Raw genomic sequence first — 25,442 nt, forward strand, 5'->3', positions numbered from 1 at the left:
AAATAAATTTTTTCTTACTTAAATTATATTAATGGTCATGGCTTACTTTATGAGCCATATAAACCATCGTTAACATAACGAAAATAAATGACTGGATTGATCCAACGAATACACTGAATCCCATCCATGCTAACATCGGTACAAGCGCACCTAATGCTCCAAGAACTGATGCTCCGCCTAACTTAGCAAGTAATCCTAACAGGATTTCACCTGCATAAATGTTACCGAACAAACGAAGACCTAACGTTAATGTGTTAGCAAACTCCTCAATAACCTTTAATGGGAATAAGAATTTCATAGGTTGGAAATAACCTTTAACGTATTCTTTCGTACCCTTCATCTTAATTCCATAATAATGGGTGAGGGTAACTACCATCACGGCTAATGTTAATGTAACTGCTGGATCAGACGTTGGTGATCTCCACCATGCAATATGTTCGCCAGCCTCAACTGTTGAATACATGAATGGTAAACCAAGGAAGTTCGATACGATGATAAACATGATAAGCGTAACGCCAAGCGTTAAGAAACGTCCACCTGTTTTCCAGTCCATCGTACTATTGATAATCCCTTTCACGAAGTCAAACACCCATTCCATGAAATTTTGCATTCCTGTTGGGCGAAGAGCTAAGCTGCGAGTTCCTATAACTGCGATTAAGAAAACAATAACTGCTGCTACAGTAACCATCATAACTGATGACAAATCGAACGTTAAACCTAGAAATTCAACTAATTTACCGTGTTCCACTAGTAATTCACCTCTCTTCCCTGCTCTTATACTCTAAATAAAGAAAATCTATGATCATGACAAGATATCCTGTCAGCAATCCTACACCTAAGCCCCACATCGCAATTAACTCTTGATATTTGGCTGCAAATAAAATTAATAACCCAATTGTCGCGAATCTCGAATATGTACTTACCGCTGTTGCCTTAAACTTCACGTTTTCTCCATTCGTTACGCGATCTAACAGCTTGTCTGTTCTACGTGCAATGATGCGCAAACTAAGAAAACTGAAAATCGTTCCGATAATCAGCCCAAGAAATACATCCTTGTAAGAGGTGAATCCCCATCCTAGCACTAGAAGCGCAAGCAAGTAGTACATATATTTCTTTTGTCTTTGGACAAGTCCATGTACGTCTATCATCATTGCTCTCCCGAATAGTAATGTCGAATGAGTCGAATCATTGCGTATACCCCTGTTCCTAATCCTAGTAATAAACCTATAATAAGAAACAATGGAAACGTTCCAACCTTATTATCAATCCACTGCCCACCAAAGATTCCAATAAGAATAGAACCGACTAATTGAGCAAGAATTCCTGACATTAAAGCATAAGCTTTTATATGGCTGCGGTCGTTTTTTTGCAAGGATTCATCCCTCCAATATGTAACCCTCATTCACGATGTGTTAATAATAACTCATTTTTTTGCATAAATCCTATACAAAATAAAAAGTTTACATTTTCGTCACGGAATAGATGTATTTTTGTCACTGAAAGCCCTACCATCTATCCCCGTTGTTAGCATACAATAGGGTATTAACAGTGTCAACGAGAAATCGTAAAAAATCAAAAAATTTGAGTATTAGGCATTTCCTCCCAAAAATGAAAACGTTCCCCTTCTAAATACTGGTTAGAGATATGCAATTTCTAACAGTTTTCTCTTTATAATAGAAGGAAATGTTCACAAGTTTGTCACTATTATATTTTTAAGATATAACGCTTTCCTTCCATAATATAGTGCTCCTTAGACGTAAGACTTCTATATTATATGTGTTGTGTATGCAACTTATGTTGTATACACGTTGCATATTTATCCCCCTCCCCTGCCTGCATACCCGGGACAAAAAAAAGACGAGTAGGGAATCCCCTCTCGTCAGTTGTCTTACTTCGTTCCGAATAAACGGTCACCAGCATCACCAAGACCTGGCACTACATAACCGTGGTCATTTAACTTTTCATCTAATGCTGCTACATAAATATCAACATCAGGATGCTCTTCTTGTACTACTTTTACTCCTTCTGGAGCAGCTACGATACACATTAATTTAATTTGTTTCGCACCGCGTTTTTTTAGAGAGTTAATTGCTTCAGCTGCAGAACCACCTGTTGCTAGCATCGGATCTAGTACGATAAAGTCACGCTCTTCTACATCCGTTGGAAGTTTCACATAGTATTCTACCGGTTGCAATGTTTCAGGGTCACGGTATAAACCAACGTGTCCTACTTTTGCTGCTGGAATTAATTTCAGAATTCCATCAACCATTCCTAAACCTGCACGTAAAATCGGAATTAAACCAAGTTTTTTACCAGCGATCACTTTTGTTGTCGCTTTACTTACAGGCGTTTCAATTTCAATGTCTTTAAGTGGAAGGTCGCGAGTAATTTCGAAAGCCATTAAGCTTGCTACTTCGTCCACTAATTCACGAAAATCTTTCGTACCTGTATTCTTATCGCGAATATATGTAATCTTATGTTGAATTAACGGGTGATCAAATACATACAGTTTTCCCATGTGAATCTCTCCTTTAGATGATATTCATGCGTTTGCACGCTTTTTTACACTATTTACGATTGTAAAGAAAACGCTACTAATATTCAAGGGCAAATTTGGCAAAATCATGATTTTACGATGAATCTATCTAGTATCTTTACCAATAATGGGAGCTGTATCCTTCATTATATCGCCAAAATTTATTCATCATTTGTATACATACTTTAAAAACAATATATGTCCTCAAAAAAAACTGCTAAAACAAGTACGTTTCAGCAGTCTTTTTCAATCTATTATAGATCTGTATACATTGGGAATTTGCTCGTTAACGCTTCTACACGCTTACGTGCTTCTTCTAATGCAGCTTCATTTTCATGATTTTTTAATGTATAAGCAATCAGTGCAGCAATTTCATCCATGTCTTCTAAACCGAAACCACGAGATGTTACAGCTGCCGTACCGATACGTACGCCACTTGTTACAAATGGGCTTGCTGTTTCAAATGGGATTGTATTTTTGTTCACTGTAATACCAACTTCATCTAATACGTGCTCTGCTACTTTACCTGTGATTTCTAAGTTACGAACATCAATCAAGATTAAGTGATTGTCTGTTCCACCAGAAACAAGTGTAAGTCCTTCTTTTTGAAGGCCTTCAGCTAAGCGGTTCGCATTATTAATGATATTTTGTGCATATGTTTTAAAGTCATCTTGAAGCACCTCACCAAATGCAACAGCTTTTGCAGCGATTACATGCATAAGTGGGCCACCTTGAATACCTGGGAAAATTGATTTATCAATTTGTTTTGCAAATTGCTCTTCACATAAAATCATACCACCACGTGGACCACGTAATGTTTTATGTGTTGTTGTTGTAACAAAATGTGCATGTGGTACTGGGTTTGGATGTAAACCAGCAGCTACTAAACCAGCGATATGTGCCATATCAACCATTAAGTATGCGCCCACTTCATCTGCAATCTCACGGAATCGTTTGAAATCGATAACACGAGGGTATGCACTTGCACCTGCTACGATTAATTTTGGTTTATGTTCTTTCGCTTTTGCTAATACATCATCGTAATTAATACGGTGAGAGTCAGCATCCACGCCATATTCTACGAAATTATATTGTACTCCACTGAAGTTAACAGGGCTTCCGTGTGTTAAGTGACCACCATGAGATAAATTCATACCAAGTACTGTATCGCCTTGCTCTAGAATTGTGAAATATACTGCCATGTTCGCTTGTGCACCAGAATGTGGTTGAACATTTACGTGCTCTGCACCGAAAATTTCTTTTACGCGATCACGTGCGATATCTTCTACTACGTCTACGTGTTCACAACCACCGTAGTAACGTTTTCCAGGATATCCTTCAGCATACTTATTCGTTAAAACAGAACCTTGCGCCTCCATTACTGCTTCACTTACGAAGTTCTCCGAAGCGATTAACTCAATCTTTGAACGCTGTCTTCCTAGTTCTGCCTCAATTGCAGCAAATACCTTTTCGTCTTGACGTTTTAAATGATCCACCAAAATCCCCCTTTTCTGAACGAATTACATCAATTCCCAACAGTTTTTTCTTATTTATTCAGAAAAAACGAAAATTCAGGTTGTAATTCTTTCGAACCTTCATGTTTTCAACTACATTCTAACATGACTTTCTATATCATAAAAGAAAAAAAAGACCGAAAATCGGTCTTTTCTTTCTTCTATTATAAAGTCAGACAACATACCTTTTATCCTATGATAAAAAGCTGCTATATGACTTCCTCATTTTTCGCATTTAACGGCAAGTAATCGTTTCTTCCTCCGCTGCATAAACAGCACGTGCTCCACCTATTAGTTTTCCACGTGTTTTCGCCATCGTTACATGTGCATTTCCAATTTCCTTCAAACTTGTACGAACTGGAACAGCTACATGCTTTAAATGCATACCAATAAATGTATCACCAATATCCATTCCAGCATCCGCTTTAATAAATTCAACTACTACCGGATCTTTCAAATTGTGATACGCATATGTCCCCAATGCACCACCTGCTGATCTAACAGGCGTAACTGTTACAATTTCAAATTGATATTTTATCGCTACTTCTCTCTCAACTACTAAAGCACGGTTTAAATGCTCACAACATTGGAACGCTAACTCAATACCTGTTTGCTCTTGAAATTGTTTTAACTCAGAAAAAATCGCCTCTGCTACTTCCATCGTTCCTGATGTTCCAATTCTTTCTCCTAGCACTTCGCTCGTGCTACACCCCACTACAAAAATTTGACCACTTTGCAATGAAGCTTGTTCTTGGAAATCAGAAAGCGATATTTGTAGCTGTTCTCTTACCTTTACGATTTCTGTCATTACGCCTCTTCCTTTCACAGGTTGGTTCACCAAATTATATTTCACACTACTGATAGTTAGAATCTATTACTTTGTTTCGTATGTTTTAATTTTTCCTACGCGGTTTTCGTGACGACCACCTTCATAGTCAGTTGTTAACCAAATTTTTGCGATATCACGCGCTAGACCAGCACCAATTACACGCTCGCCCATTGCTAGCATGTTAGTGTCATTATGCTCTCTCGTTGCTTTCGCACTGAAAGTATCATGAACTAACGCACAACGAATACCGTTTACTTTGTTTGCCGCGATTGACATACCGATGCCTGTCCCACAAACTAAAATACCACGATCTACTTCACCATTTGCTACCATTTCCGCTGCTGGAAATGCAAAATCAGGGTAATCAACTGAACCAGCTTCACATTCACAACCTAAATCAATATATTCAATATTTAATTCTTCTAATAAACTTACAAGTTCTTTACGGATATTCATACCGCCGTGATCAGATGCTATTACTACTTTCATTTTTACCCCTCCAAAGTTTCAATCAATTATCTTCATTTCACACTCGCTACCTCAATAGGACGAAGTGATCTCCAATATCGTATTATACACGAAACATCAACCCTCTGAATGTTTTTTCAGTAAAGTTTGTACAAGTTTTTCCATCTCATCTAACGTTTCTTTATAAATAGAAAGCGATCCTCCAAAAGGATCTGAAATGTCTTTACCTATACCTTCAGTGAGTCCATATAATGTATTCAATTTCTTTTCAACACTCGGATAGTGACCAAGTACAATTTGCTTATGATTTTCTGTCATCGTTACGACAATATCAGCCCAATCAAGCAAAGCTTCATTTACCTGCTGCGCGGCATGATCGATTGAAATTCCTTTTTCAGCTAAAGCTTCCTTCGCATATATCGATGCATCGCTTCCAGGATAGGCGAAAACACCAGCAGATTGCACTTCAAACTTATCTCCTCCATGATGACGAAGTAACGCCTCAGCCATCGGACTACGACATGTATTGCCAGTGCAAACAAATAACACTCGTTTCATCCAAACCCACCCCTTATATTGTATCTTTTCCCTTTAATAATAGCTTACATTAGGATGGAACAAAAGAAATGTGAATATACAAAAGGCGCATTTTTCTAAGAAAAATGCGCCTATCCACATATATGTGAAACCCTATTTCCAAGTGCCTAGAGTATTTTAACATACCTACTAAACATACAACAAAAAATAAGGAATCCATTTCATATGAAACGGATTCCTTTTATACAACAATTATTTCATTGTAACTTTCATTACTTCTGTTGAACCTTTTGTAGCTGTTACACCTACAGTTGTTTTAATAGACTCAGCTGCATCTGTGTTTGTAATAACGATTGGAGTAATCGTGCTTTTCGCTTTTTCACGGATTAATTCTAAGTCGAATGAGATTAATTTATCTCCAGCTTTTACAGCTTGTCCTTCAGAAACGTGAGCTTCGAAACCTTCGCCTTCCATTTTTACAGTTTCTAATCCAACGTGGATTAAAATTTCTGTACCGTTTTTCGCTTTAATTCCGATAGCATGTTTCGTGTGGAATAATTGTACGATTTCACCATCAACTGGAGATACAACTACACCTTCAGTAGGATCGATTGCAACACCGTCACCCATCATACGACCAGCGAATACTGGATCTGGTACTTCTTCAATATTTTTCACTGCTCCAGTTAATGGAGCTACAATTGTTTCTTCATTTGTTTTTGAACCAAGACCGAATAATTTTTTAAACATAGGATAGTCCTCCTTATAATTTACCTAAAAGTTTATAGGGCAATCCCTAGTAAAGCTCGGGATACATGTAAGACTTCATACTTCGAATATTATACTGTAAAAACGCTTTCGAAATAAATTACGTCATTACTAATAGACTCTTATTGTAGCGCTTCACAAAATTCCAGTCAATTCTGATTGTCTGAATAACAATAAGAAGTTAACTTCTACTTATATTTTCTCTTTTTTCGCCCAACTTGTCTAGAGGTCTTTACTACATTTTATTTTTTGTCGTTAATTTGTAAAATTTAATTCAAACTTTTTTCGAAATTAACTTGACTAAAGTAAGTAACTATTTTATTATTACTTACATAAGGTAAGTTAATAAACTTTTAGGAGGTTTTCAAAAATGATGGATTTCGGTCTTCTTATTATTCGTCTTATTATAGGAATTACATTCATGGGTCATGGTGCTCAAAAATTATTCGGTTGGTTCGGTGGTTATGGCTTAAAAGGAACAGGCGGTTGGATGGAATCAATCGGTTTACGCCCTGGTGTATTTATGGCATTTATGGCTGGTGCAACTGAATTACTAGGTGGTTTCTTATTCGCATCAGGTATTTTCACTGTAATTGGTTCATTATTTATTGTTGGAACAATGTTAATGGCAATCTTCACTGTTCACGGAAAAAATGGTTACTGGGTAACACAAGACGGATTTGAATATAATTTAATGTTAATCGCTGTCGCTGTTGGTGTCGCTTTAATCGGGCCTGGCGCATACGTTTTACTTTAATATTTATCTCAATTTCAAGATGTTTACTTAAAAAGAGATTACTTCAGTATAATTGAGGTAATCTCTTTTTTACATCATTAAAAAAATATTATTTCCAGCAGGAGTTTCCCACTAACATCTTGTAAACAAACAATAAGTCGTCATATTCAGAAGGGAGATTTTAAACATGTTATCAATTAATCCAAATGAACAAACGGAAAAAGAGAATTACAAATTATTAACGGGCAGCATTATTCCACGTCCCGTCGCATTCGTTACTTCTATAACAAAAGACGGTGTATTAAATGGAGCGCCTTATAGTTATTTCAATATTGTTGCTGCTAATCCACCACTTATTTCAGTTTCTGTACAACGAAAAGCAGGAACACCGAAAGATACTTCCCGAAACGCAATGGAACAAGGAGAGTTTGTTGTACATATTTCTGACGAATCTTACATAGAAGCGATTAATGAAACAGCAGCTAACCTTCCGCCAAACGAGAGTGAAATCGAACTAGCAAAACTAACACCAATTAAAAGTGACGTCATCTCTGTTCCAGGTGTGAAAGAAGCGAACATTCGAATGGAATGCGTACTAGAACGCGCAATCCCTCTTGGCGGAACGGAAGACTCACCAGCTTGCGATCTACTAATCGGACGCATCGTTCGTTTCCACGTCGCAGAACACCTATATGAAAAAGGCCGCATTCACGCAGAAGGACTAAAACCAGTAAGCCGTCTAGCAGGACACAACTATGCAAAATTAGGAGAACAATTTGAATTAGTTAGGCCAATCTAAAAGTGGAAGTGGCCCGTTTAGCTTTGACCAGCTAAGGTTCTCTCGCACAAAAGGTGCTTTTTACCTTTAGTAGCGGAGGTTCTTAGATGCGAAGAGCTGGCCACTGGAACTGGATATATCTAAAAGTGGAAGCGGCTCGCTCAGAATGGGAGAGGGATGGAGCTTCTGACGTAGAGGCGCTTTTTGCCTCGCAGGAAGACGCGAAGCCACCGACCATTCTAGCCGCTGGAGCTGGATATATCTAAAAGCGAAGGTAACTTAATTACCTCCATCAATCAAACATAAAATCCCCTGCTAAATAGCAGGGGATTTTATCATTGTAATTCTTCCTTCTTTTCCTCTAAAGCAGGCAATTTCTCTTTTTTCGGTTTCCCAAGCTTAATTACTAGGAAATATAGGGAAAGCAATGTAATAAGAAAAACAATTAAAAAAGGGTATGGAGAATAAAAAGTACGCGCTGCCTCAGTCTTCCCCGCAACAAACTTCAATGACTCAATATCTAAAAACTCAGCAAACATTTGTACACCGAGCATACTAAACCAAAAAACAAAAAAACTAATAATAATACCAAAAACTTGCTTCAATCTCGTCATTCATCTCATCCTTTCTATATCTGTAATTTTTAGTGCAATAAATATAGTACAAACAAAATATGCACAGAAAGGAACCATCTCACCATTCACGAATTAACTTAATCCAACCTAACATCGAAATTTGCAAAATAATACCCCAAATTATAAGTCTTCTTAGCCATCGAGGAAAGAAGGTTAAAAACTTAACATACCATTCCAATAGCGTGTTCATAATTCCCTCCTACATAAAATTATATAGGAAAAAGGATATATAATCCAAATCCAACCAGAATGATACCACCTACTATCTCACCATATGTACCGAGTATACCTTTCGCATGTCTACCAATTAATAAACCAAACCACGCTAATAACATGCTAATAAATCCAAAAAGTAATATTGTAATGATCGTCTGTGCTCCGTAAATACCAAGACTAAGGCCTACCGAAAAGCTATCTATACTGACGCCAAATGCAAATACAAATAAACTAATTCCAATAGGAGCTGTTCTAGTCTCTTCATTTTCTAAAATAGACGAATATACGATATAAAACCCTAGCCCAATTAATAAAATAGCACCTGCAAAATGTGCAATGTCCCCATACTTCTCTGATAAAAAACGACCTAATACCATTCCTATAAATGGCATGATAATATGAAAAATCCCTATCGTCATACCGATATACAGGATTTGTCTTAACTTTAAGGTCATCATCCCCATACCAAGACTCACCGAGAACGCATCCATCCCTAAGGCGAATGCCATAATTATTAAAGGTATTAGCTGTTCAAACGTCATTCATGTCCCTCCTCGGACGTGCTACTTCAAAATATGCTTATCCGAGGAGAAATATTCTGTTTGCTAATCGTACCTTATCATTCAGTAATAATATGATGTCCTGCTGCTTTTGTTAAGCGATTCATAATTGCATTCCCTATTCCGTCATTCGGGAACGACTCACTAAAAATAACATCCACTTCACTTGCATCAAACGTTCTAAGTACATCATATAATTTGGTCGCAACGCTAGCTAAATCACTTCGCATACCACAAGATAATACGACATCTGCACTATATACATGCTGATACTCTTCTGTCGTTAATACACCTACTTTAAATCCTTCTTCCTTCTTCTTATCCACAAGACGCTGAATAAACTCACGTGATCCTTCAACAATACTAAGTGGCGCTTTCGGTGCATAATGTGTATATTTCATTCCAGGTGATTTCGGTTTTTCCTTCTCATCCTTTAAAGCTGGATCTAAAGAAACAGTACCTATTACTGCTTCCAATTGTTCTTTCGTAATCCCGCCTGGACGTAAAATTGTTGGAATCTCACTTGTACAATCGATTACAGTTGATTCAACGCCTACTCCCGTTGCCCCACCATCAACAATACCTGCAATCTTTCCATTCAAATCTTCATATACGTGAGAAGCTAATGTCGGGCTTGGACGCCCTGAACGATTCGCACTCGGTGCTGCAACCGGTACATTCGCCTCCTCAATAAGAGCGAGCGCTACTGGATGATCCGGCATTCTTACTCCAACCGTATTAAGACCTGCCGTCACCTTCTCAGAAATACCTTCTTTTCTTGGCAAAATAATCGTTAATGGTCCTGGCCAAAAGTGTTCCATTAACTTCTCCGCAACCGGTGGAATTTCATTTACAATCCCATCTAACTGAGATTTTGTACCTATGTGAACAATAAGTGGATTATCACTTGGTCTCCCTTTTGCTTCAAAAATTTTCGCAATTGCTTCATCATTCATCGCGTTTGCACCTAGCCCATATACCGTTTCCGTAGGGAAGGCAACCGCTTCGTTTTCTCTTAATAGTCTTGCTGCTTCTTGTAACTGTGGATAATATTTTTTTCTTTCCACAACATTATCCACAACCCACATATTTGTGTGCATTTTTTTCCACGTCCTTTTCTACCCTGAAATACTTGTCTATTTTTAGTTTACTATGAGATTTATCCAAAAGACAAACAAGGTTTATCCACAAAATGTGGATAAACCTAATTAATCCGTGGATAACTTTGTGAATAGCTGACAATTTAGTATTATTGCATTCGGCTCTTTTATATTTTTACAAAAGTGTTCTAGCTGTCGAATTCCCTCTGGCACTTTCTCTCTCTCTATAGTGACAAAGTCAAAAAACTGAAAGATTGTTATAGATTGTGGATGATTTGTTAGTAAGTACAATTGTCGAATATTTTTTTCTTTCATATACTGCAAAAACATTTCAAAAAAATATAAGAAAGTCTGTTTATCCACATGAGGTGTGAATAAACAAGAACGAATAAGTGCATTTTCTTCACTTTGTTCATATCCAATTACAGCTCGTATTTCTTCCGCCTCTTCCAAAATCATAAATTGTGCGTATAACTCATTTATTTTATCATCTTTTTTATTAGCTTGTCCGAAAAAAGAATGTAATCTTTCTACATCCTCTTTCGTAGCAAAATACACTTTCTTCATAATAAATCCCTCCTCATCTTTATATATGAGAAGGGACTTGTTAATAGTACTATTTAGAAAATAAAGATGTAAAAGCTTCTACAATAAATAATTTAACTTCTGGCTTTTTTTCTTCCTCTTCTACTTGTACATACTCATTTTGTTTTTCTTGCTTTTTCTCCACAGGATTCTCCACTTTTTCCACTGTTTTTGTTTCTTCTTTACTTACAGGCTGTTCTTCTACTTTTATTTCACTTTTTACTACTTTCTTTTCAGAAGCTGTTACCTTTTTTGCTACTTCCTGTTTTACAACTTTCTTTTCCTTCACCTTATCCTCTTCTATCTTTGGTGAATCGACTATATCCCCTTCAGCTTGTTCCACTTGATCTTCTTCAGGAGATTCAGCCTTCACAACATGCTCTTCTTTTCTTACAGCTGTACCACTTGAAAAATCTAAGAAACACATTGGAGGAAATAACACACACCACCAATTCGCCCCTTCACCTTTTCCAATTGTAATGAGTACCGCTTCATATTCTCCTGCTGGATAAATAAAATTCCCATATACCTTTGTAGGAAACTTTACATTCTTACCAAATTTCACTTGGAATGACTCTGTACTGCCTTCCTTTTTTAGCGTGTTTTTCACTGTTTTTTCGATTTCTGGAATATGACTTTGAATTACCTTTCGCGCCTCTTCAAATGACGTTAAATCTGCTACCCATTCATCAATTTGCGCTTTTACTTCATCGCGTACTTTACGCTTTAACGCCTGATCTTTATCTGAATCACTATTTGCTAAAATTCTTAATCGAACGGCCTCTTTCGGAATAACAGAAGGCCCTTTCGCATCAGCTTTCATATATCCAAACTGCACAAGTAACTGTGCACCAATTAATAATAGAAGAAGATAAGCAATAACTTGTTTTTTCATTTCCTCCACCGTCCCCTCTACAAACAGTGTGGACAGACTTTCATCTTTCTAAACTATTAAATTCAAAATCTATATGAATTTTCCCCACAAAAAAATAGAGTAAGGCGTGAACCTTACTCCATCTCTGCAAATACCATACGATCTTTTCCGTTAATATCAAAAACAACTTCAACATGAGCATGCGGAAAGGCTTGTTGTAACAATTCCTTTACATCCTCACCTTGCCCTACTCCAATTTCAAATGCCACAATTGCTTTCTTCTGCAACACGTTCGGCAATTCTTCCATAAAACGGCGATAGAAATCTAATCCATCTTCACCGCCAACAAGTGCTCTCTTTGGTTCATGCTCTTTCACAACAGGAGAAAGACCACGCCAATCCTCTTCTGGTATATATGGAGGGTTTGAAACGACAACATCTAACTTTTGATCTATTTTATAAAATGGTGACAATAAATCACCGTGATAGAACGTTATTTCTGCACCCAAAAATTTTGCATTTTCTTTTGCAACTTCAATCGATTCTCTTGCAATATCTACCGTATACACATGAAGATTTTTATTTTCTAAAGCGAGCGTAATAGAAATTGCTCCACTACCTGTACCAATATCCGCTACATGAAGTTTCTCATTACCAAAGTGACGCTCAATTCGCTCTAGCACTCCTACTATAAGCTCTTCCGTTTCATGCCTTGGTATTAATACTTCTTCATTCACAAAAAACGAGCGTCCATAAAACATTTCATAACCGAGCATATATTGGATTGGAATACCTTTCACGTGCTTGTGGATAAATTCCGCAAAACTTTTCTCTTGTTCCGCGGTTATCTCTTCACGCATATTCATGAGCATTCCTGTTCTGTTCGTCTTTAATACATGACAAAGGACAAGTTCTCCCGCATTTTCATCTCGTCCATTTTCCTGTAAAAAAGAAGAAGCCCATTTCAGGGCTTCATAGACACGCATTACTCAGCTGCCTCCATCTTTTGCGCCTGATCTTCCATCACTAAGGCATTGATGAAATCATCTAACTTACCTTGTAGGATTTGATCTAGCTTTTGAATCGTTAAGCCGATTCGATGGTCAGTTACACGGTTTTGCGGGAAGTTATACGTACGAATACGCTCTGAACGGTCTCCCGTACCAACAGCTTGTTTACGGTTTTGATCGTACTCAGCTTGCGCTTCTTGTCTGAATTTATCATAAACACGTGCACGTAATACTTTCATTGCTTTTTCTTTATTCTTAATCTGTGATTTCTCATCCTGACAAGATACAACTACACCAGTCGGTAAATGCGTTAAACGTACCGCTGACATCGTTGTATTAACACTCTGTCCACCAGGACCACTAGAAGCAAATGTATCAACACGAACATCTTTTTCATGAATAGTAATTTCTACTTCTTCTGCCTCTGGTAATACAGCTACAGTTGCTGTAGATGTATGAATACGTCCACCAGATTCCGTTTCAGGAACACGTTGTACACGGTGAGCACCATTCTCGAATTTCAGCTTCGCGAAAGCACCTTTACCGTTAATCATAAAGATAATCTCTTTATATCCACCTAACTCTGTATAGCTCGCTTCGATAATTTCAGTTTTCCAACCTTGCACCTCAGCATAACGGCTATACATACGATATAAATCACCAGCAAATAAAGCTGCCTCATCACCACCAGCAGCACCACGAACCTCCACGATAACGTTTTTATCATCATTAGGGTCTTTTGGAACAAGTAAAATTTTCAGACGTTCTGATAATGTTTTCTCTTGTCCTTCTAATTCAGAGACTTCTTCCTTAACCATTTCACGCATATCAGCGTCTAACTTATCTTCTAACATTGCTTTTGCATCTCGTAATTGCTCACGAACATCTTTATACTCACGGTACACCTCTACCGTTTCTTGCATATCAGATTGTTCTTTTGAATACTCACGAAGCTTATTTGTATCGCTAATAACCTCTGGGTCACTTAACAATTCATTTAACTTCTCATAACGATCTTCTACAGCTTGCAAACGATCTAACACATCATTCACCTCTACATCCTAGTATCTAATACAAATAGTATATGGTACTTACTCAAAAAAACGCAAATTATATTTAAAAGTAGCGGTGGCTCTTTCAGCTCTGACCAACTAAGGTTCTTTCGACCTAAAGGTGCTTTTTACCTTTCGGGCGGAAGGTTCTTAGATGCGAAGAGCTAGCCACCAGAACTAGATATATTTAAAAGCGCAAGCGGCTTGCACCACTCATTCTCTCTATTTTGAAAAAAACCCGCCCTACAAAGCGAGTTTTACTTATTTTTGTTTGCAGGAACTGCATGACAATGACGACAACGTGGTTCGTACGATTCTGAAGCTCCAACTAAAATAATCGGATCATTAAATGCCGCCGGCTCTCCATCAATTAATCGTTGTGTACGACTTGCCGGAGATCCACATGCAGAACATACTGCTTGCAGTTTTGTTACGTGTTCAGCAATCGCCATCAGCTGAGGAACTTGTCCAAATGGTAGACCACGGAAATCTTGGTCTAAACCAGCTACAATGACACGATAGCCACGATTTGCCAATACTTGCACCACTTCCACAATGTCCCCATCAAAAAATTGCACCTCATCGATTGCAATAACATCCAACTCTTCTGTAATATGTTCAAATATATCCTTTGAAGCTGAAACAGGAACTGCTTTTACCTTTAATCCGTTATGTGATACAACATCTTCTTCACTATAACGATTATCAATACATGGTTTAAATACAATTGCATGTTGTTTCGCAAATTGCGTGCGGCGCACACGGCGGATTAGCTCTTCTGATTTACCAGAAAACATACTACCGCAAATCACTTCAATCCAGCCATTTTGATTTATTAAGTACATGAAGCTCTCCTTTCATCTACTTTTTAGTTAAAAGTAGGGTAAAGGTATAATATTTTCGCAAAAAAAACAGACAAGCGAATACATACACTTGCCTGTTTTATGTTTTTATTACTTGATACCGTATTTCTTATTGAAGCGATCAACGCGTCCGTCTGCAGTAGCAAACTTCTGACGTCCAGTGTAGAATGGGTGAGAATCAGAACTGATCTCAACTTTTAGTAATGGATAAGTGTTACCATCTTCCCACTCAACAGTTTCGCTAGAGCCTTTAGTAGACCCGCTTAAGAATTTGAAGCCTGTGTTTGTGTCCATGAATACAACTTTCTTGTAATCTGGGTGAATTCCTGCTTTCATTCTTTTCATCTCCTTCCGCCCTGAATCATTTTCGAAACAGAGTTTTTCATCTTCAGCTGCATACACAACTATATTGATGAAACACATATGATGAAATTATAACAAGGCTAACTTCATTTTGCAACTACCTGTTTTTGTCTTTTTAAATTAAAAGTGGAGACGGCTCGTTCAGCTCTGACTGGCTAAGGTTCTCCCACTTACTTCTCCCTTTAACATCACCTAAAAAACATAAAAAAACTCGCTTACTACGAAATAAGCGAGTCCCAATCTTTTCCCTTTACTTAGTTGTTACATACCTTTTTGAGTCTGCAACAATGTTTTGTAAAAATTCTTCATTTGTCTTTGTTTGACGAAGTTTACGTAAGAAACCTTCAACGAAGTCTGGTGTATCACGCATTGTTTTACGAATACCCCACAACTTGTCTAAATGCTCTTTCGGAATTAATAGATCTTCTTTACGCGTACCAGAACGACGAATATCAATCGCTGGGAAGATACGACGCTCAGCTAATGAGCGATCTAAGTGAAGTTCCATATTTCCAGTTCCTTTAAATTCCTCGTAAATTACATCGTCCATACGAGACCCTGTATCAACAAGCGCTGTTGCTAAAATCGTTAAGCTACCGCCCTCTTCAATATTACGCGCAGCCCCAAAGAAACGCTTCGGTCTATGGAAAGCCGCTGGGTCGATACCACCCGATAATGTTCTACCACTTGGGGGAATAACGAGGTTGTAAGCTCGCGCTAAACGGGTAATACTATCCATTAAAATGATAACGTCTTTTTTGTGCTCTACAAGACGCATTGCACGTTCTAACACAAGTTCAGCTACTTTAATATGATTTTCTGGTACTTCATCAAAAGTAGAACTTACAACATCGCCCTTAACAGAACGTTCAATGTCTGTTACTTCCTCTGGACGCTCATCAATTAGAAGCACAATTAATTCTGCTTCTGGATGATTTGTTGTAACACTGTGTGCAATTTCTTTTAATAGACTTGTTTTACCCGCCTTTGGAGGCGCAACAATTAAACCACGTTGTCCAAATCCAACTGGTGCGATTAAATCCATGATGCGTGTCGGTAACTTTTTCGGTTCCGTTTCCAATTTCATTTGGCGATCTGGGTATAATGGTGTTAATGCAGGGAAATGCACACGCTCTTTTGCTGACTCTGGATCATCTCCGTTTACAGCTTCAACTTGTAATAATCCAAAATAGCGTTCATTTTCTTTCGGAGGTCGTACTTTACCAGAAACCTTATCTCCATTACGTAAATCGAAACGACGAATTTGCGAAGCTGAGATATAAATATCTTCTGAGCTTGGAGAATAGTTGATAGGACGTAGGAATCCAAATCCTTCTGATTGAATAATTTCTAATACGCCTTCCATGAAAAAGAAACCTTCTTTTTCTGCTCGAGCTTTTAAAATGGCGAAGATTAATTCTTTTTTCGTTAATTTGCTATAATACGAAATCTTAAATTCTTTCGCAAGCTCGTATAACTCTTTTAATTTCATGTTTTCTAATGCTGCAATTGACAAATTCATTCAGACACCACACTTTAACGTTATTCTCTTTTCACATGGGTAAAGGGAAAAAATACGGAAGGCAAATAATTAATAATGAAAGGCAATAAGTTCAAGTAGGGTAATATTCACTATTGTAACCCTTTTATCTAGTTTTAATCAATACGTTGGGACACAAATACAATAAGCGAAGACAAGAAAATTTGTCTTCGCTTATTATTTAATCTAGTTTTAACAACTAGAATGGTCGGTAGCTTTGCTTCTTCCATTCTGAACGAGCCACTTGCACTTTTTATTTAATAACCAAGTTCGGTTTTTTATTTAAACTATGGCGTCCGTCTACGAAACGTACTGTACCTGATTTTGCACGCATAACAAGAGATTGTGTTGTTCCAACGCTACCTTTAAATTGAACGCCTCGTAACAATTCTCCGTCTGTTACACCTGTTGCTGCAAAGATTGCATCGTCACCCTTTACTAAGTCTTCCATACGAAGAATACGATTTATATCTTCAATACCCATTTTTTTACAACGAGATAATTCAGCTTCATTTTGAGGAAGAAGCTTTCCGTGGATTTCTCCACCTAAACATTTTAATGCGACAGCTGCTAATACTCCTTCAGGAGCCCCACCAGAACCGAATAAAATATCTACACCTGTACGGTCAAATGCTGTATTGATTGCTCCAGCTACATCTCCATCGTTAATCAATTTAATACGAGCACCAGCTTTACGAATTTCTTCGATAATTGCTTGATGACGTGGACGGTTTAAAACTGTTGCTACAACATCTTCAATATCCTTGTTTTTTGCTTTCGCAACTGCACGTAAGTTATCAATAATAGGTGCATCAATATCAACGGCTCCAACTGCTTCTGGACCAACCGCGATTTTATCCATGTACATGTCAGGAGCATGTAACAAATTACCATGATCTGCAATTGCAATAACGGCAAGTGCATTCCATCCGCCAGCTGCTACAATGTTTGTCCCTTCTAAAGGATCAACTGCAACGTCTACGCGCGGGCCATACCCTGTACCTAATTTCTCTCCGATATACAGCATTGGCGCTTCATCCATCTCACCTTCACCAATTACAACTGTACCTTTCATCGGAATTGTATCAAATACATCACGCATAGCTGACGTTGCTGCACCGTCTGCTTCATCCTTTTTCCCGCGTCCCATCCAACGCGCTGATGATAATGCTGCAGCCTCTGTTACACGTACTAACTCCATAGATAAACTTCTTTCCACGATAATCCCTCTCCTTTAAGCCTTTATATTTCTGCCGTATTTTGTGAACTTTATTTTTCTATAAAGTGTACTTCCGCAAATAGTGATACTTCGCTCCCCACTTGTGGAAGTATCACTTATGCGTTCTTCATCTCTTCAATTTCTTGCTCTGTCATTTGTTCTCGCCAAATGTTTGCACCAAGCCCTTTAAGCTTGTCTACTATATTTTCATAACCTCGATCAATATGCTCAAGTCCGGTTACTTCTGTAATTCCATCCGCCATTAATCCTGCAATAACAAGCGAAGCCCCAGCTCGTAAGTCACTCGCCTTTACTTTTGCACCTTGTAATAAAACAGGACCAGTTACAATTGCCGAACGACCTTCTACTTTAATTTGTGCATTCATACGACGTAATTCATCAATATGTTTGAAACGAGCACCGTAAATTGTATCCGTTACAACTCCCGTCCCGTGCGCCTTTGTTAAAAGCGTCGTAAACGGCTGTTGTAAATCTGTTGCGAAACCTGGATATACAAGCGTTTTTATATCAACTACTTTTAACCTTCTATTACCGTTCACTGTAATTTGATCATCGTTCGTTTCAACTTGAACACCAGCTTCTCTTAGCTTTGCAGTAACTGACTCTAAATGCTGAGGAATAACATTATCAACTGTTACTTCTCCTCCTGATGCCGCTCCTAAAATCATATACGTACCAGCCTCAATACGATCTGGAATGATAGTATGGTGACAACCATGCAGTGAGTCCACACCATCAATTCGGATTACATCTGTACCAGCACCTTTAATGCGTGCTCCCATGCTTGTTAACAATGTAGCTACATCAATAATCTCGGGTTCTTTCGCTGCATTTTCAATAACAGTTCTACCTTTCGCTCGGACAGCTGCTAGCATAATATTAATCGTAGCCCCTACACTAACAACGTCTAAATAAATACGTGCCCCGCGCAATTCATCTGCTCTTAAATAGATAGCACCTTGTTCATTCGTAACATGTGCACCTAACGCTTCAAACCCTTTAATATGCTGATCAATCGGCCTCGGTCCTAAATGACATCCACCTGGAAGCCCAATAACAGCTTTTTTAAAACGACCAAGCATCGCACCCATTAAATAATAAGAAGCACGCAACTTTTTCACTTTTCCATTTGGTAAAGGCATCGCAACCATGTTAGAAGGATCGACTACCATCTCTTCCTCCTGCCCATATGTTACTTTCCCTCCAATTTCCTCTAGTAAGTCTCCTAACATTTTCACATCCGAAATATTAGGAACTCCACCAATGGTTACTGGAGTATCTGCTAAAATTGTCGCTGGAATTAGTGCAACAGCGCTGTTTTTCGCACCACTCACTCGAATTGTTCCATTTAAAGCTCTTCCGCCTTCAATTAGCAATTTTTCCATATTGAGCTCCCTTCTTGTGAATGTATTTACCTTCTAAATTCTTTATAAAAAGAATTAGAAGATTCCCCTTAACAATCTCAATCACTCTTTCCATCCCAAAACTCAATAAATAGGAAACCATTATCTCCATTTCTCCTATATTCCGAATAGATAAAGATTAACTATTCATCGAGCAAAATTTATCAATTTAGATACGTTATCACATTTATTAATAGGACTATGCACATTATTTTCTATTTCAAAAACGAAATGATAAAAATCTTTAGACTTGTTCACGCTTTCATTATACAACGAAAGGAAACCGTCTAAAAGACTAGACGGTTTCCAAAACGGAATTTTATTCTTACGCTTTACCGTTAGAACCGAATTCGCGAATTTTACCAGCAACAGTTGCTTTGATAGCTTCGCGGCCAGGTCCAATATATTTACGAGGATCGTAAACTTCTTGATCTTTGTTTAATGCTTCACGAACAGCTTTTGTAAACTCAATTTGGTTCTCAGTGTTTACGTTAATTTTTGAAGTACCTAAAGAAATAGCTTTTACGATATCAGCAGTTGGGATACCAGTACCACCGTGTAATACTAAAGGTACGCCAGTGAAGTCGCGAACTTGCTCCATTTCTGCGAATCCTAAGTTAGGCTCACCTTTGTAAGGACCGTGTACAGAACCTAAAGCTGGAGCTAGGCAGTCGATGCCAGTTGCTTCAACAAGGTGCTTACACTCTGCAGGATCAGCGTAAATTACGCCTTCAGCGATGATATCATCTTCTTGTCCGCCAACTGTTCCAAGCTCAGCTTCAACAGATACGTTACGAGCGTGTGCGTATTCTACCACTTTTTTAGTAGTTTCAACGTTTTCTTCGAATGGGTGGTGAGAAGCGTCAATCATTACAGATGTGAAACCTGCATCGATTGCTTCTTTACATTTTTCGAAGCTTGAACCATGGTCAAGGTGAATCGCTACAGGAACAGTAATGTTCATTTCTTCGATTAAAGCTTTAACCATAGCTACAACTGTTTTGAAACCAGTCATATGACGAGCTGCACCCTCAGATACGCCTAGGATTACAGGAGATTTTTCTTCTTCCGCAGCAGCTAAGATAGCTTGAGTCCACTCTAAGTTGTTCATGTTGAATTGACCAACTGCGTATTTTCCTTCTAGTGCTTTGTTTAGCATTTCTTTCATAGAAACTAAAGGCATGGTGAATCCTCCTAAAAAACGTTTTTTGTATCCGATAAATTCTTATCGCTGGTAGTATGACCAGAATAAGGTAAAATATGTATATTTACATACCGGACTTTTTTCTACACTCAATAGGATAACAACTTGTACTCAAAAACTCAACTGTATTCACCTGCTCAATAGTCCATGTAAACGCTTTTTTCCATATTTTTTATAAAAAATTCATTTTTTACGCCTCTACAGCAAGCTCATTTCTCACCGCTTGACGAATTTCATCAATATCAAATGGTTTAGCAAAGTGCATTAAAGCTCCTAAATCTTTTGCCTCTTGGATCATATCAAGCTCTCCATAAGCAGTCATTAAAATTACTTTAATACTCTCATCAATTTCTTTTACATGCTTTAAAATCTCTATACCATCCATACCTGGAATTTTCATATCTAACACAACTAAATCTGGATTATCTTTTTTCACGATATCTAAAGCTTGAAATCCATTCGCTGCTTGGAACGTCTGATAACCTTCTTTTTGGAACACTTCATGTAATAACACACGAATGCCATATTGATCATCAACGATTAAAATTTTCCCTTCCATAACTCCCAACCTTTCTGTATAAATACAAGATTTAAAGCTTCTTATATCTTAACGATTTATTTTCGCTATTCTTTGGCAAATTCCTTCCTATTCTTTCTTATTTTACCGTTTCCTTTTTTGTTATGCTACCCTACGATTTCACCTTTCTAAAAAAATACACTATAATGAAAGCCGGCGAACACGTACGAAGGGAGTAACATTATGTTAAAAATTTTTTCGACTCAATTAAGTGGTTATTTCTCCAGAGTTTCTCAAAAAGAGGAAATGAATATAGAAGATAGCGCTCGTCTACTTGCTCAAGCATTAGTTGGCGATGGCTTCATTTATTTACATGGTACAAATGAAATGGATGGCGTTGTTGCTGAAGCACTATTCGGTACTGAACCAATGCAGCAAGCGAAACGTTTATTTGAAAATGATAAAGAAGCAGAAGTAACTTCTGCAGACCGTGTACTTCTTATTAGCCGTTTTTCAACAGATGAAGAAGCGGTAAGTATTGCAAAAAAACTTCAAGAAGAAGGCCACTCTATCGTTGGAATCTCTGCTATTCAAGAAGGTATTGAATCACTGGAACAATATACAGATGTACATATTGATACAAAACTGTTAAAAGGTCTTATTCCAGACGATGAAGGTAATCGCTACGGATTCCCAAGTTTAATGATAGCCTTATTTGCTTATCACGGATTGAAATTTACAATTGATGAAATGTTAAACGAATATTAAAAAAAGCGCCCTATTTCAGGCGCTTTTTTATTACTTGCTCTCTTTATTCGTAATAGAAGCACTTACGAAATCATGGAACAATGGTTGTGGACGGTTTGGACGAGATACAAGTTCTGGGTGGAACTGTGCTGCCACGAACCAAGGATGATCTTTTAATTCAATGATTTCAACTAGGCGACCGTCTGGGCTTGTACCAGAGAATACAAATCCTGCTTTTTCCATATCCGGACGGAATTGATTGTTGAACTCATAACGATGACGATGACGCTCATATACAACTGGCTCACTGTAAGCTCTATAAGCATTCGTTTCTTCAGAAAGCTTACATGGATATAGACCAAGACGAAGTGTACCACCTAAGTCTTCTACATCTTTTTGCTCTGGTAATAAGTCGATGATTGCATAAGGTGTGTCAGGATTAATTTCAGAAGAGTTAGCTCCTTCTAATCCTAATACGTTACGTGCAAATTCGATTGATGCAAGTTGCATACCTAAGCAAATTCCTAAGAATGGAACTTTGTTTTCACGAGCATATTGAATTGCAACGATTTTACCTTCTACACCACGATCTCCAAAACCACCTGGCACAAGAATACCATCTGTGTCACCAACTAATTCTTTTACGTTCTCTGCTGTTACGTGCTCAGCGTTTACCCATTTCACTTCTACATCTGTGTCGAATGAATAACCTGCATGACGAAGTGCTTCTACAACAGAAATATATGCATCTTGAAGCTCTACGTATTTACCAACAAGAGCGATTTTTGTTTTCTTAGAAAGGTTACGTACTTTATCAACTAGCGCAGTCCACTCTGTCATATCTGCAGCTGGATTGTCTAATTTTAAGTGATCGCAAACGATTTGGTCCATGTTTTGCTCTTGAAGAGATAATGGAACCGCATATAAAGTATCTGCATCGCGTGCTTCGATAACTGCTTTTGTATCGATGTCACAGAATAATGCAAGCTTGTCTTTCATATCTTGAGAAACAGGCAGTTCTGTACGAACAACGATAATATTTGGTTGAATACCTAAGCTACGAAGCTCTTTAACGCTATGTTGCGTTGGTTTTGTTTTCATTTCACCCGCTGCTTTTAAGTACGGGATTAACGTACAATGAATGTACATTACATTGTCACGACCGATGTCGCTCTTAATTTGACGGATTGCTTCTAAGAATGGTAGAGATTCGATATCACCAACAGTTCCACCGATTTCTGTAATAACAACGTCCGCATTTGTTTCGCGACCAGAACGATATACACGTTCTTTAATTTCGTTAGTAATGTGAGGAATAACTTGAACTGTTCCTCCTAGATATTCACCACGACGCTCTTTTTGAAGAACTGAAGAGTAAATTTTACCTGTTGTTACGTTGCTGTATTTGTTTAAGTTGATGTCGATAAAACGTTCATAGTGACCAAGGTCTAAGTCCGTTTCTGCACCATCATCTGTTACGAATACCTCACCGTGTTGGTATGGGCTCATAGTCCCTGGGTCTACGTTAATGTACGGATCAAACTTTTGAATCGTTACGTTTAAACCACGATTTTTTAAAAGTCTTCCAAGAGATGCTGCTGTAATACCTTTACCTAAAGACGATACTACACCGCCTGTTACAAAAATATACTTAGTCATGAAAAAGCTCCCTTCTACCTTGTTGTTATATAATCACCGTTGCAAAGCGCAACGTATGTAGATAACACTGTATCTATCTTATTGTTAGACTCTTTTTGTATTCTAAACAAAAAACAAAAAAGAAAATTGCTCCCCTCATCACAAAAAGTAACAAGTAGGGAGCAATTTTCTTTTATATTTACACTTTAAAAGTATTATCGTCCTTTTTTAAAGAGCCCAAAAATGATTCTACATGGACGATAATGAAAAGTCAAGAACTACAGTTCTTCCTCTTCTTCTTCAGTTTCATCATACTCAAGTTCTTCTTCAGCGAAGTCATCTTCATCATCTTCATCTAAATCATCAAGATCATCGTCATCTCCGTCTTCTTCTTCAAGAACCTTGTCCAAATCTTCTACTTCTTCTTCTTCCTCTACATTTCCGTCTGCATCGTCGAAGTCATCTTCGTCTTCCATGTAGTCGTCAAAACCGTCCTCTTCAACTTTACGTTTCTTCTTCGGTTTTGGCTGAGGCAGAATTTCTTCATCGATTTGCTCATATGGGTACCAGCTACGTAGTCCCCAACGATTTTCTCCTAAATTAATGAAGCGTCCATCGATGTTTAAATCTGTATAAAATTGTGCGAGTTTCGCATTAACTTGCTCTTGAGATAGTCCCAGCACTTGAGCGATTTCTTTAACCAACTCGTTGAATGTCGTTGCTTGTCTTTTATCCCCTAAAACGCTATGTACAACTTCAATCATTGAACATTCTTTTAGCTCTTCTGGTGAATATTGCTTAAAATTCACTTATGCGGCACTTCCTTTCATCAAATATAACCTTATATATAACGGTCTGCTTAAAAAAATCCATACTATTCATTATAAACAAAAGTCGCACAAATATGCTACAAAAAAAACGGGAAACTTTTATCCCGCTATTTGCGAGCAGTAAAACTCCCGTCTCAACATTCGGCTGGAGCAAAGAAGTTAGGCGGAAGCCCCGCTACCTTTAAACGCCTGATTTGTGAAGGCTACTAATCGGCTTTGGATGAATACCCTCACTTTATATGGTAATAAAATTATAATTTGTCCATTCCTTACTTCGGAAGCATATGCGCCCCTTGCAACACATACCTAATTTGCATTTCTGTATATTCTTCGAGCGTATACAGTTTTTGCAGCGCCCAACGTCTAAATCCCCACATCTGTCCTTGTATGAAAATGTTATGTGCAAGAAGCTGTATTTCTTTTTTATTTAATATAAATGTTCCATTTTCTGTACATTGTTCTAAAATATTCTCAAACATTCCTACCATTTGAAACTCTTTCTCTAGTACGTATGGGAGTGATTCTTTCGGTAAAAACCGTACTTCTTGATACATGATTAATACTTCTTCTTGCAATTCGTCCATCACTTTAAAGTAATTTGTTATCGCTATCTTTAAACTGTCTATACTTCCCTTCTCCGTGCATACTACTTCCTCTAATCGTTCTTTTACATGTTCATAAATACTATCACAAACTAAATATAACACGTCATCTTTCGTACGAATGTATTCATATAGTGTTCCGATACTAAATCCGGCCGCTTTTGCAATCTCTCTCGTTGTTGTACGCGGGAATCCTTTTTGCTTAAACAGTTGCACCGCACCTTTAATCATTTGTTCACGCCTTAACGCAACTAATTTTTCATCTTTTACTGACGCATGCACATTATGTTTAACCAT

At 37.8% G+C, this 25,442-nt stretch carries 31 protein-coding genes; 3 read left to right on the plus strand and 28 right to left on the minus strand.

Annotation, left to right across the window (positions count from 1 at the left end; genetic code table 11):
* Positions 1 to 28 precede the first annotated feature (28 nt).
* The 10 genes from atpB to JDS81_RS17135 form a co-directional block, all read right to left on the minus strand.
* The gene (atpB, locus tag JDS81_RS17090; protein ID WP_000399876.1) at positions 29 to 748 is read right to left on the minus strand and encodes a F0F1 ATP synthase subunit A; all 720 of its coding nucleotides are present in this window, start codon (positions 746 to 748) and stop codon (positions 29 to 31) included.
* A gap of 7 nt (positions 749 to 755) precedes the next feature.
* Positions 756 to 1,148, minus strand: coding sequence for an ATP synthase subunit I (locus JDS81_RS17095; protein ID WP_000567600.1), 393 nt, complete (start codon positions 1,146 to 1,148; stop codon positions 756 to 758).
* The gene (locus JDS81_RS17100; RefSeq protein ID WP_001171219.1) at positions 1,148 to 1,372 is read right to left on the minus strand and encodes an AtpZ/AtpI family protein; all 225 of its coding nucleotides are present in this window, start codon (positions 1,370 to 1,372) and stop codon (positions 1,148 to 1,150) included. The genes JDS81_RS17095 and JDS81_RS17100 overlap by 1 nt, the downstream gene beginning before the upstream one ends.
* Positions 1,373 to 1,398: 26 nt before the next feature.
* On the minus strand, positions 1,399 to 1,512 hold the full coding sequence (locus JDS81_RS17105) for a DUF4024 domain-containing protein (protein ID WP_000232961.1): 114 nt from the start codon (positions 1,510 to 1,512) through the stop codon (positions 1,399 to 1,401).
* 376 nt (positions 1,513 to 1,888) lie between these two features.
* Entirely contained in the window at positions 1,889 to 2,518 is a 630-nt protein-coding gene (upp, locus tag JDS81_RS17110; protein ID WP_000517536.1) for a uracil phosphoribosyltransferase, read from the minus strand.
* 272 nt (positions 2,519 to 2,790) lie between these two features.
* Positions 2,791 to 4,032, minus strand: a complete 1,242-nt coding sequence (gene glyA / locus JDS81_RS17115; protein WP_000349812.1) for a serine hydroxymethyltransferase — start codon at positions 4,030 to 4,032, stop codon at positions 2,791 to 2,793.
* A gap of 253 nt (positions 4,033 to 4,285) precedes the next feature.
* Positions 4,286 to 4,876: a TIGR01440 family protein gene (locus JDS81_RS17120; RefSeq protein ID WP_142311467.1), complete on the minus strand. Its 591-nt coding sequence runs from the start codon at positions 4,874 to 4,876 to the stop codon at positions 4,286 to 4,288.
* A gap of 48 nt (positions 4,877 to 4,924) precedes the next feature.
* Positions 4,925 to 5,368, minus strand: a complete 444-nt coding sequence (gene rpiB, locus JDS81_RS17125) for a ribose 5-phosphate isomerase B (protein ID WP_000869542.1) — start codon at positions 5,366 to 5,368, stop codon at positions 4,925 to 4,927.
* Between the two features lie 96 nt (positions 5,369 to 5,464).
* The gene (locus tag JDS81_RS17130; RefSeq protein WP_000832365.1) at positions 5,465 to 5,905 is read right to left on the minus strand and encodes a low molecular weight protein arginine phosphatase; all 441 of its coding nucleotides are present in this window, start codon (positions 5,903 to 5,905) and stop codon (positions 5,465 to 5,467) included.
* A 231-nt stretch (positions 5,906 to 6,136) separates the two neighbouring features.
* Entirely contained in the window at positions 6,137 to 6,634 is a 498-nt protein-coding gene (locus JDS81_RS17135; protein WP_000473666.1) for a PTS sugar transporter subunit IIA, read from the minus strand.
* A gap of 388 nt (positions 6,635 to 7,022) precedes the next feature.
* On the opposite strand from JDS81_RS17135, the gene JDS81_RS17140 reads away from it, so the two are divergent.
* Both JDS81_RS17140 and JDS81_RS17145 read left to right on the plus strand, forming a co-directional pair.
* Positions 7,023 to 7,409 (plus strand): DoxX family protein, encoded by a 387-nt coding sequence (locus tag JDS81_RS17140; RefSeq protein WP_000968621.1) that lies wholly within the window; start codon positions 7,023 to 7,025, stop codon positions 7,407 to 7,409.
* Positions 7,410 to 7,575: 166 nt separating this feature from the next.
* Positions 7,576 to 8,187, plus strand: a complete 612-nt coding sequence (locus JDS81_RS17145; RefSeq protein WP_000949059.1) for a flavin reductase family protein — start codon at positions 7,576 to 7,578, stop codon at positions 8,185 to 8,187.
* 314 nt (positions 8,188 to 8,501) lie between these two features.
* On the opposite strand, the gene JDS81_RS17150 is transcribed toward JDS81_RS17145, so the two are convergent.
* From JDS81_RS17150 to spo0F, 15 genes are all read right to left on the minus strand, one after another.
* Positions 8,502 to 8,780 carry a DUF3935 domain-containing protein gene (locus tag JDS81_RS17150; RefSeq protein WP_000197482.1) on the minus strand — a complete coding sequence of 93 codons (279 nt, stop codon included), beginning with the start codon at positions 8,778 to 8,780 and terminating at the stop codon, positions 8,502 to 8,504.
* A 79-nt stretch (positions 8,781 to 8,859) separates the two neighbouring features.
* Positions 8,860 to 8,991 carry a hypothetical protein gene (locus JDS81_RS30755; protein ID WP_001094286.1) on the minus strand — a complete coding sequence of 44 codons (132 nt, stop codon included), beginning with the start codon at positions 8,989 to 8,991 and terminating at the stop codon, positions 8,860 to 8,862.
* 19 nt (positions 8,992 to 9,010) lie between these two features.
* The gene (locus JDS81_RS17155; RefSeq protein WP_000142481.1) at positions 9,011 to 9,559 is read right to left on the minus strand and encodes a manganese efflux pump MntP; all 549 of its coding nucleotides are present in this window, start codon (positions 9,557 to 9,559) and stop codon (positions 9,011 to 9,013) included.
* A gap of 77 nt (positions 9,560 to 9,636) precedes the next feature.
* Positions 9,637 to 10,677: an L-threonylcarbamoyladenylate synthase gene (locus JDS81_RS17160; protein WP_016107303.1), complete on the minus strand. Its 1,041-nt coding sequence runs from the start codon at positions 10,675 to 10,677 to the stop codon at positions 9,637 to 9,639.
* Positions 10,678 to 10,785: 108 nt separating this feature from the next.
* Positions 10,786 to 11,244 (minus strand): GNAT family N-acetyltransferase, encoded by a 459-nt coding sequence (locus tag JDS81_RS17165; RefSeq protein ID WP_000758449.1) that lies wholly within the window; start codon positions 11,242 to 11,244, stop codon positions 10,786 to 10,788.
* Between the two features lie 49 nt (positions 11,245 to 11,293).
* Positions 11,294 to 12,157 (minus strand): stage II sporulation protein R, encoded by an 864-nt coding sequence (gene spoIIR / locus JDS81_RS17170; protein ID WP_097954093.1) that lies wholly within the window; start codon positions 12,155 to 12,157, stop codon positions 11,294 to 11,296.
* 113 nt (positions 12,158 to 12,270) lie between these two features.
* Positions 12,271 to 13,122 (minus strand): peptide chain release factor N(5)-glutamine methyltransferase, encoded by an 852-nt coding sequence (prmC, locus tag JDS81_RS17175; protein ID WP_199688602.1) that lies wholly within the window; start codon positions 13,120 to 13,122, stop codon positions 12,271 to 12,273.
* The gene (gene prfA, locus JDS81_RS17180) at positions 13,122 to 14,189 is read right to left on the minus strand and encodes a peptide chain release factor 1 (RefSeq protein ID WP_000887062.1); all 1,068 of its coding nucleotides are present in this window, start codon (positions 14,187 to 14,189) and stop codon (positions 13,122 to 13,124) included. The genes prmC and prfA overlap by 1 nt, the downstream gene beginning before the upstream one ends.
* Before the next feature lie 266 nt (positions 14,190 to 14,455).
* Positions 14,456 to 15,043, minus strand: a complete 588-nt coding sequence (locus tag JDS81_RS17185; protein WP_000280853.1) for a thymidine kinase — start codon at positions 15,041 to 15,043, stop codon at positions 14,456 to 14,458.
* A 108-nt stretch (positions 15,044 to 15,151) separates the two neighbouring features.
* Positions 15,152 to 15,397 (minus strand): type B 50S ribosomal protein L31, encoded by a 246-nt coding sequence (locus JDS81_RS17190; protein WP_000643435.1) that lies wholly within the window; start codon positions 15,395 to 15,397, stop codon positions 15,152 to 15,154.
* 277 nt (positions 15,398 to 15,674) lie between these two features.
* Positions 15,675 to 16,946, minus strand: a complete 1,272-nt coding sequence (gene rho / locus JDS81_RS17195; RefSeq protein WP_001053898.1) for a transcription termination factor Rho — start codon at positions 16,944 to 16,946, stop codon at positions 15,675 to 15,677.
* A 271-nt stretch (positions 16,947 to 17,217) separates the two neighbouring features.
* Positions 17,218 to 18,183 (minus strand): class II fructose-bisphosphatase, encoded by a 966-nt coding sequence (gene glpX, locus JDS81_RS17200; protein WP_097954091.1) that lies wholly within the window; start codon positions 18,181 to 18,183, stop codon positions 17,218 to 17,220.
* Positions 18,184 to 18,299: 116 nt separating this feature from the next.
* Positions 18,300 to 19,589, minus strand: coding sequence for a UDP-N-acetylglucosamine 1-carboxyvinyltransferase (gene murA, locus JDS81_RS17205; protein WP_000413255.1), 1,290 nt, complete (start codon positions 19,587 to 19,589; stop codon positions 18,300 to 18,302).
* A 343-nt stretch (positions 19,590 to 19,932) separates the two neighbouring features.
* Positions 19,933 to 20,790: a class II fructose-bisphosphate aldolase gene (locus JDS81_RS17210; protein WP_001131849.1), complete on the minus strand. Its 858-nt coding sequence runs from the start codon at positions 20,788 to 20,790 to the stop codon at positions 19,933 to 19,935.
* Positions 20,791 to 21,001: 211 nt separating this feature from the next.
* Positions 21,002 to 21,370 carry a sporulation initiation phosphotransferase Spo0F gene (spo0F, locus tag JDS81_RS17215; protein WP_000398594.1) on the minus strand — a complete coding sequence of 123 codons (369 nt, stop codon included), beginning with the start codon at positions 21,368 to 21,370 and terminating at the stop codon, positions 21,002 to 21,004.
* 201 nt (positions 21,371 to 21,571) lie between these two features.
* Between spo0F and JDS81_RS17220 the strand changes: the two genes are divergently transcribed.
* Entirely contained in the window at positions 21,572 to 22,096 is a 525-nt protein-coding gene (locus JDS81_RS17220) for a DUF2529 domain-containing protein (RefSeq protein ID WP_097954090.1), read from the plus strand.
* Positions 22,097 to 22,126: 30 nt separating this feature from the next.
* Here the strand turns inward: JDS81_RS17220 and pyrG are convergent, their stop codons facing one another.
* From pyrG to JDS81_RS17235, 3 genes are all read right to left on the minus strand, one after another.
* A complete protein-coding gene (pyrG, locus tag JDS81_RS17225; RefSeq protein ID WP_000170441.1) occupies positions 22,127 to 23,734 on the minus strand; it encodes a CTP synthase in 1,608 nt (535 codons plus the stop codon).
* A gap of 257 nt (positions 23,735 to 23,991) precedes the next feature.
* Entirely contained in the window at positions 23,992 to 24,522 is a 531-nt protein-coding gene (rpoE, locus tag JDS81_RS17230; RefSeq protein WP_001009769.1) for a DNA-directed RNA polymerase subunit delta, read from the minus strand.
* Between the two features lie 290 nt (positions 24,523 to 24,812).
* A complete protein-coding gene (locus JDS81_RS17235; protein ID WP_000238592.1) occupies positions 24,813 to 25,442 on the minus strand; it encodes a TetR/AcrR family transcriptional regulator in 630 nt (209 codons plus the stop codon).

Origin of the sequence: Bacillus cereus group sp. N31 (assembly GCF_016483245.1) — a bacterium.
In the GTDB taxonomy this organism is placed as follows: Bacteria; Bacillota; Bacilli; order Bacillales; family Bacillaceae_G; genus Bacillus_A; species Bacillus_A toyonensis.

Coding starts and splice junctions, on each gene's coding strand:
- rpiB (WP_000869542.1), bottom strand. CDS start 5,368: ATGAAAGTAGTAATAGCATCTGATCACGGCGGTATGAATATCCGTAAA.
- JDS81_RS17095 (WP_000567600.1), bottom strand. CDS start 1,148: ATGATAGACGTACATGGACTTGTCCAAAGACAAAAGAAATATATGTAC.
- JDS81_RS17190 (WP_000643435.1), bottom strand. CDS start 15,397: ATGAAAGCAGGAATTCACCCAGATTACAAGAAAGTTGTATTCATGGAC.
- JDS81_RS17135 (WP_000473666.1), bottom strand. CDS start 6,634: ATGTTTAAAAAATTATTCGGTCTTGGTTCAAAAACAAATGAAGAAACA.
- JDS81_RS17105 (WP_000232961.1), bottom strand. CDS start 1,512: ATGGTAGGGCTTTCAGTGACAAAAATACATCTATTCCGTGACGAAAAT.
- JDS81_RS17210 (WP_001131849.1), bottom strand. CDS start 20,790: ATGCCTTTAGTTTCTATGAAAGAAATGCTAAACAAAGCACTAGAAGGA.
- upp (WP_000517536.1), bottom strand. CDS start 2,518: ATGGGAAAACTGTATGTATTTGATCACCCGTTAATTCAACATAAGATT.
- pyrG (WP_000170441.1), bottom strand. CDS start 23,734: ATGACTAAGTATATTTTTGTAACAGGCGGTGTAGTATCGTCTTTAGGT.
- JDS81_RS17145 (WP_000949059.1), top strand. CDS start 7,576: ATGTTATCAATTAATCCAAATGAACAAACGGAAAAAGAGAATTACAAA.
- JDS81_RS17155 (WP_000142481.1), bottom strand. CDS start 9,559: ATGACGTTTGAACAGCTAATACCTTTAATAATTATGGCATTCGCCTTA.
- JDS81_RS17235 (WP_000238592.1), bottom strand. CDS start 25,442: ATGGTTAAACATAATGTGCATGCGTCAGTAAAAGATGAAAAATTAGTT.
- prmC (WP_199688602.1), bottom strand. CDS start 13,122: ATGCGTGTCTATGAAGCCCTGAAATGGGCTTCTTCTTTTTTACAGGAA.
- spoIIR (WP_097954093.1), bottom strand. CDS start 12,157: ATGAAAAAACAAGTTATTGCTTATCTTCTTCTATTATTAATTGGTGCA.
- spo0F (WP_000398594.1), bottom strand. CDS start 21,370: ATGGAAGGGAAAATTTTAATCGTTGATGATCAATATGGCATTCGTGTG.
- JDS81_RS17140 (WP_000968621.1), top strand. CDS start 7,023: ATGATGGATTTCGGTCTTCTTATTATTCGTCTTATTATAGGAATTACA.
- murA (WP_000413255.1), bottom strand. CDS start 19,589: ATGGAAAAATTGCTAATTGAAGGCGGAAGAGCTTTAAATGGAACAATT.
- JDS81_RS17160 (WP_016107303.1), bottom strand. CDS start 10,677: ATGCACACAAATATGTGGGTTGTGGATAATGTTGTGGAAAGAAAAAAA.
- JDS81_RS17185 (WP_000280853.1), bottom strand. CDS start 15,043: ATGTACTTAATAAATCAAAATGGCTGGATTGAAGTGATTTGCGGTAGT.
- rho (WP_001053898.1), bottom strand. CDS start 16,946: ATGAATTTGTCAATTGCAGCATTAGAAAACATGAAATTAAAAGAGTTA.
- JDS81_RS17130 (WP_000832365.1), bottom strand. CDS start 5,905: ATGAAACGAGTGTTATTTGTTTGCACTGGCAATACATGTCGTAGTCCG.
- JDS81_RS17220 (WP_097954090.1), top strand. CDS start 21,572: ATGTTAAAAATTTTTTCGACTCAATTAAGTGGTTATTTCTCCAGAGTT.
- JDS81_RS17165 (WP_000758449.1), bottom strand. CDS start 11,244: ATGAAGAAAGTGTATTTTGCTACGAAAGAGGATGTAGAAAGATTACAT.
- JDS81_RS30755 (WP_001094286.1), bottom strand. CDS start 8,991: ATGAACACGCTATTGGAATGGTATGTTAAGTTTTTAACCTTCTTTCCT.
- JDS81_RS17150 (WP_000197482.1), bottom strand. CDS start 8,780: ATGACGAGATTGAAGCAAGTTTTTGGTATTATTATTAGTTTTTTTGTT.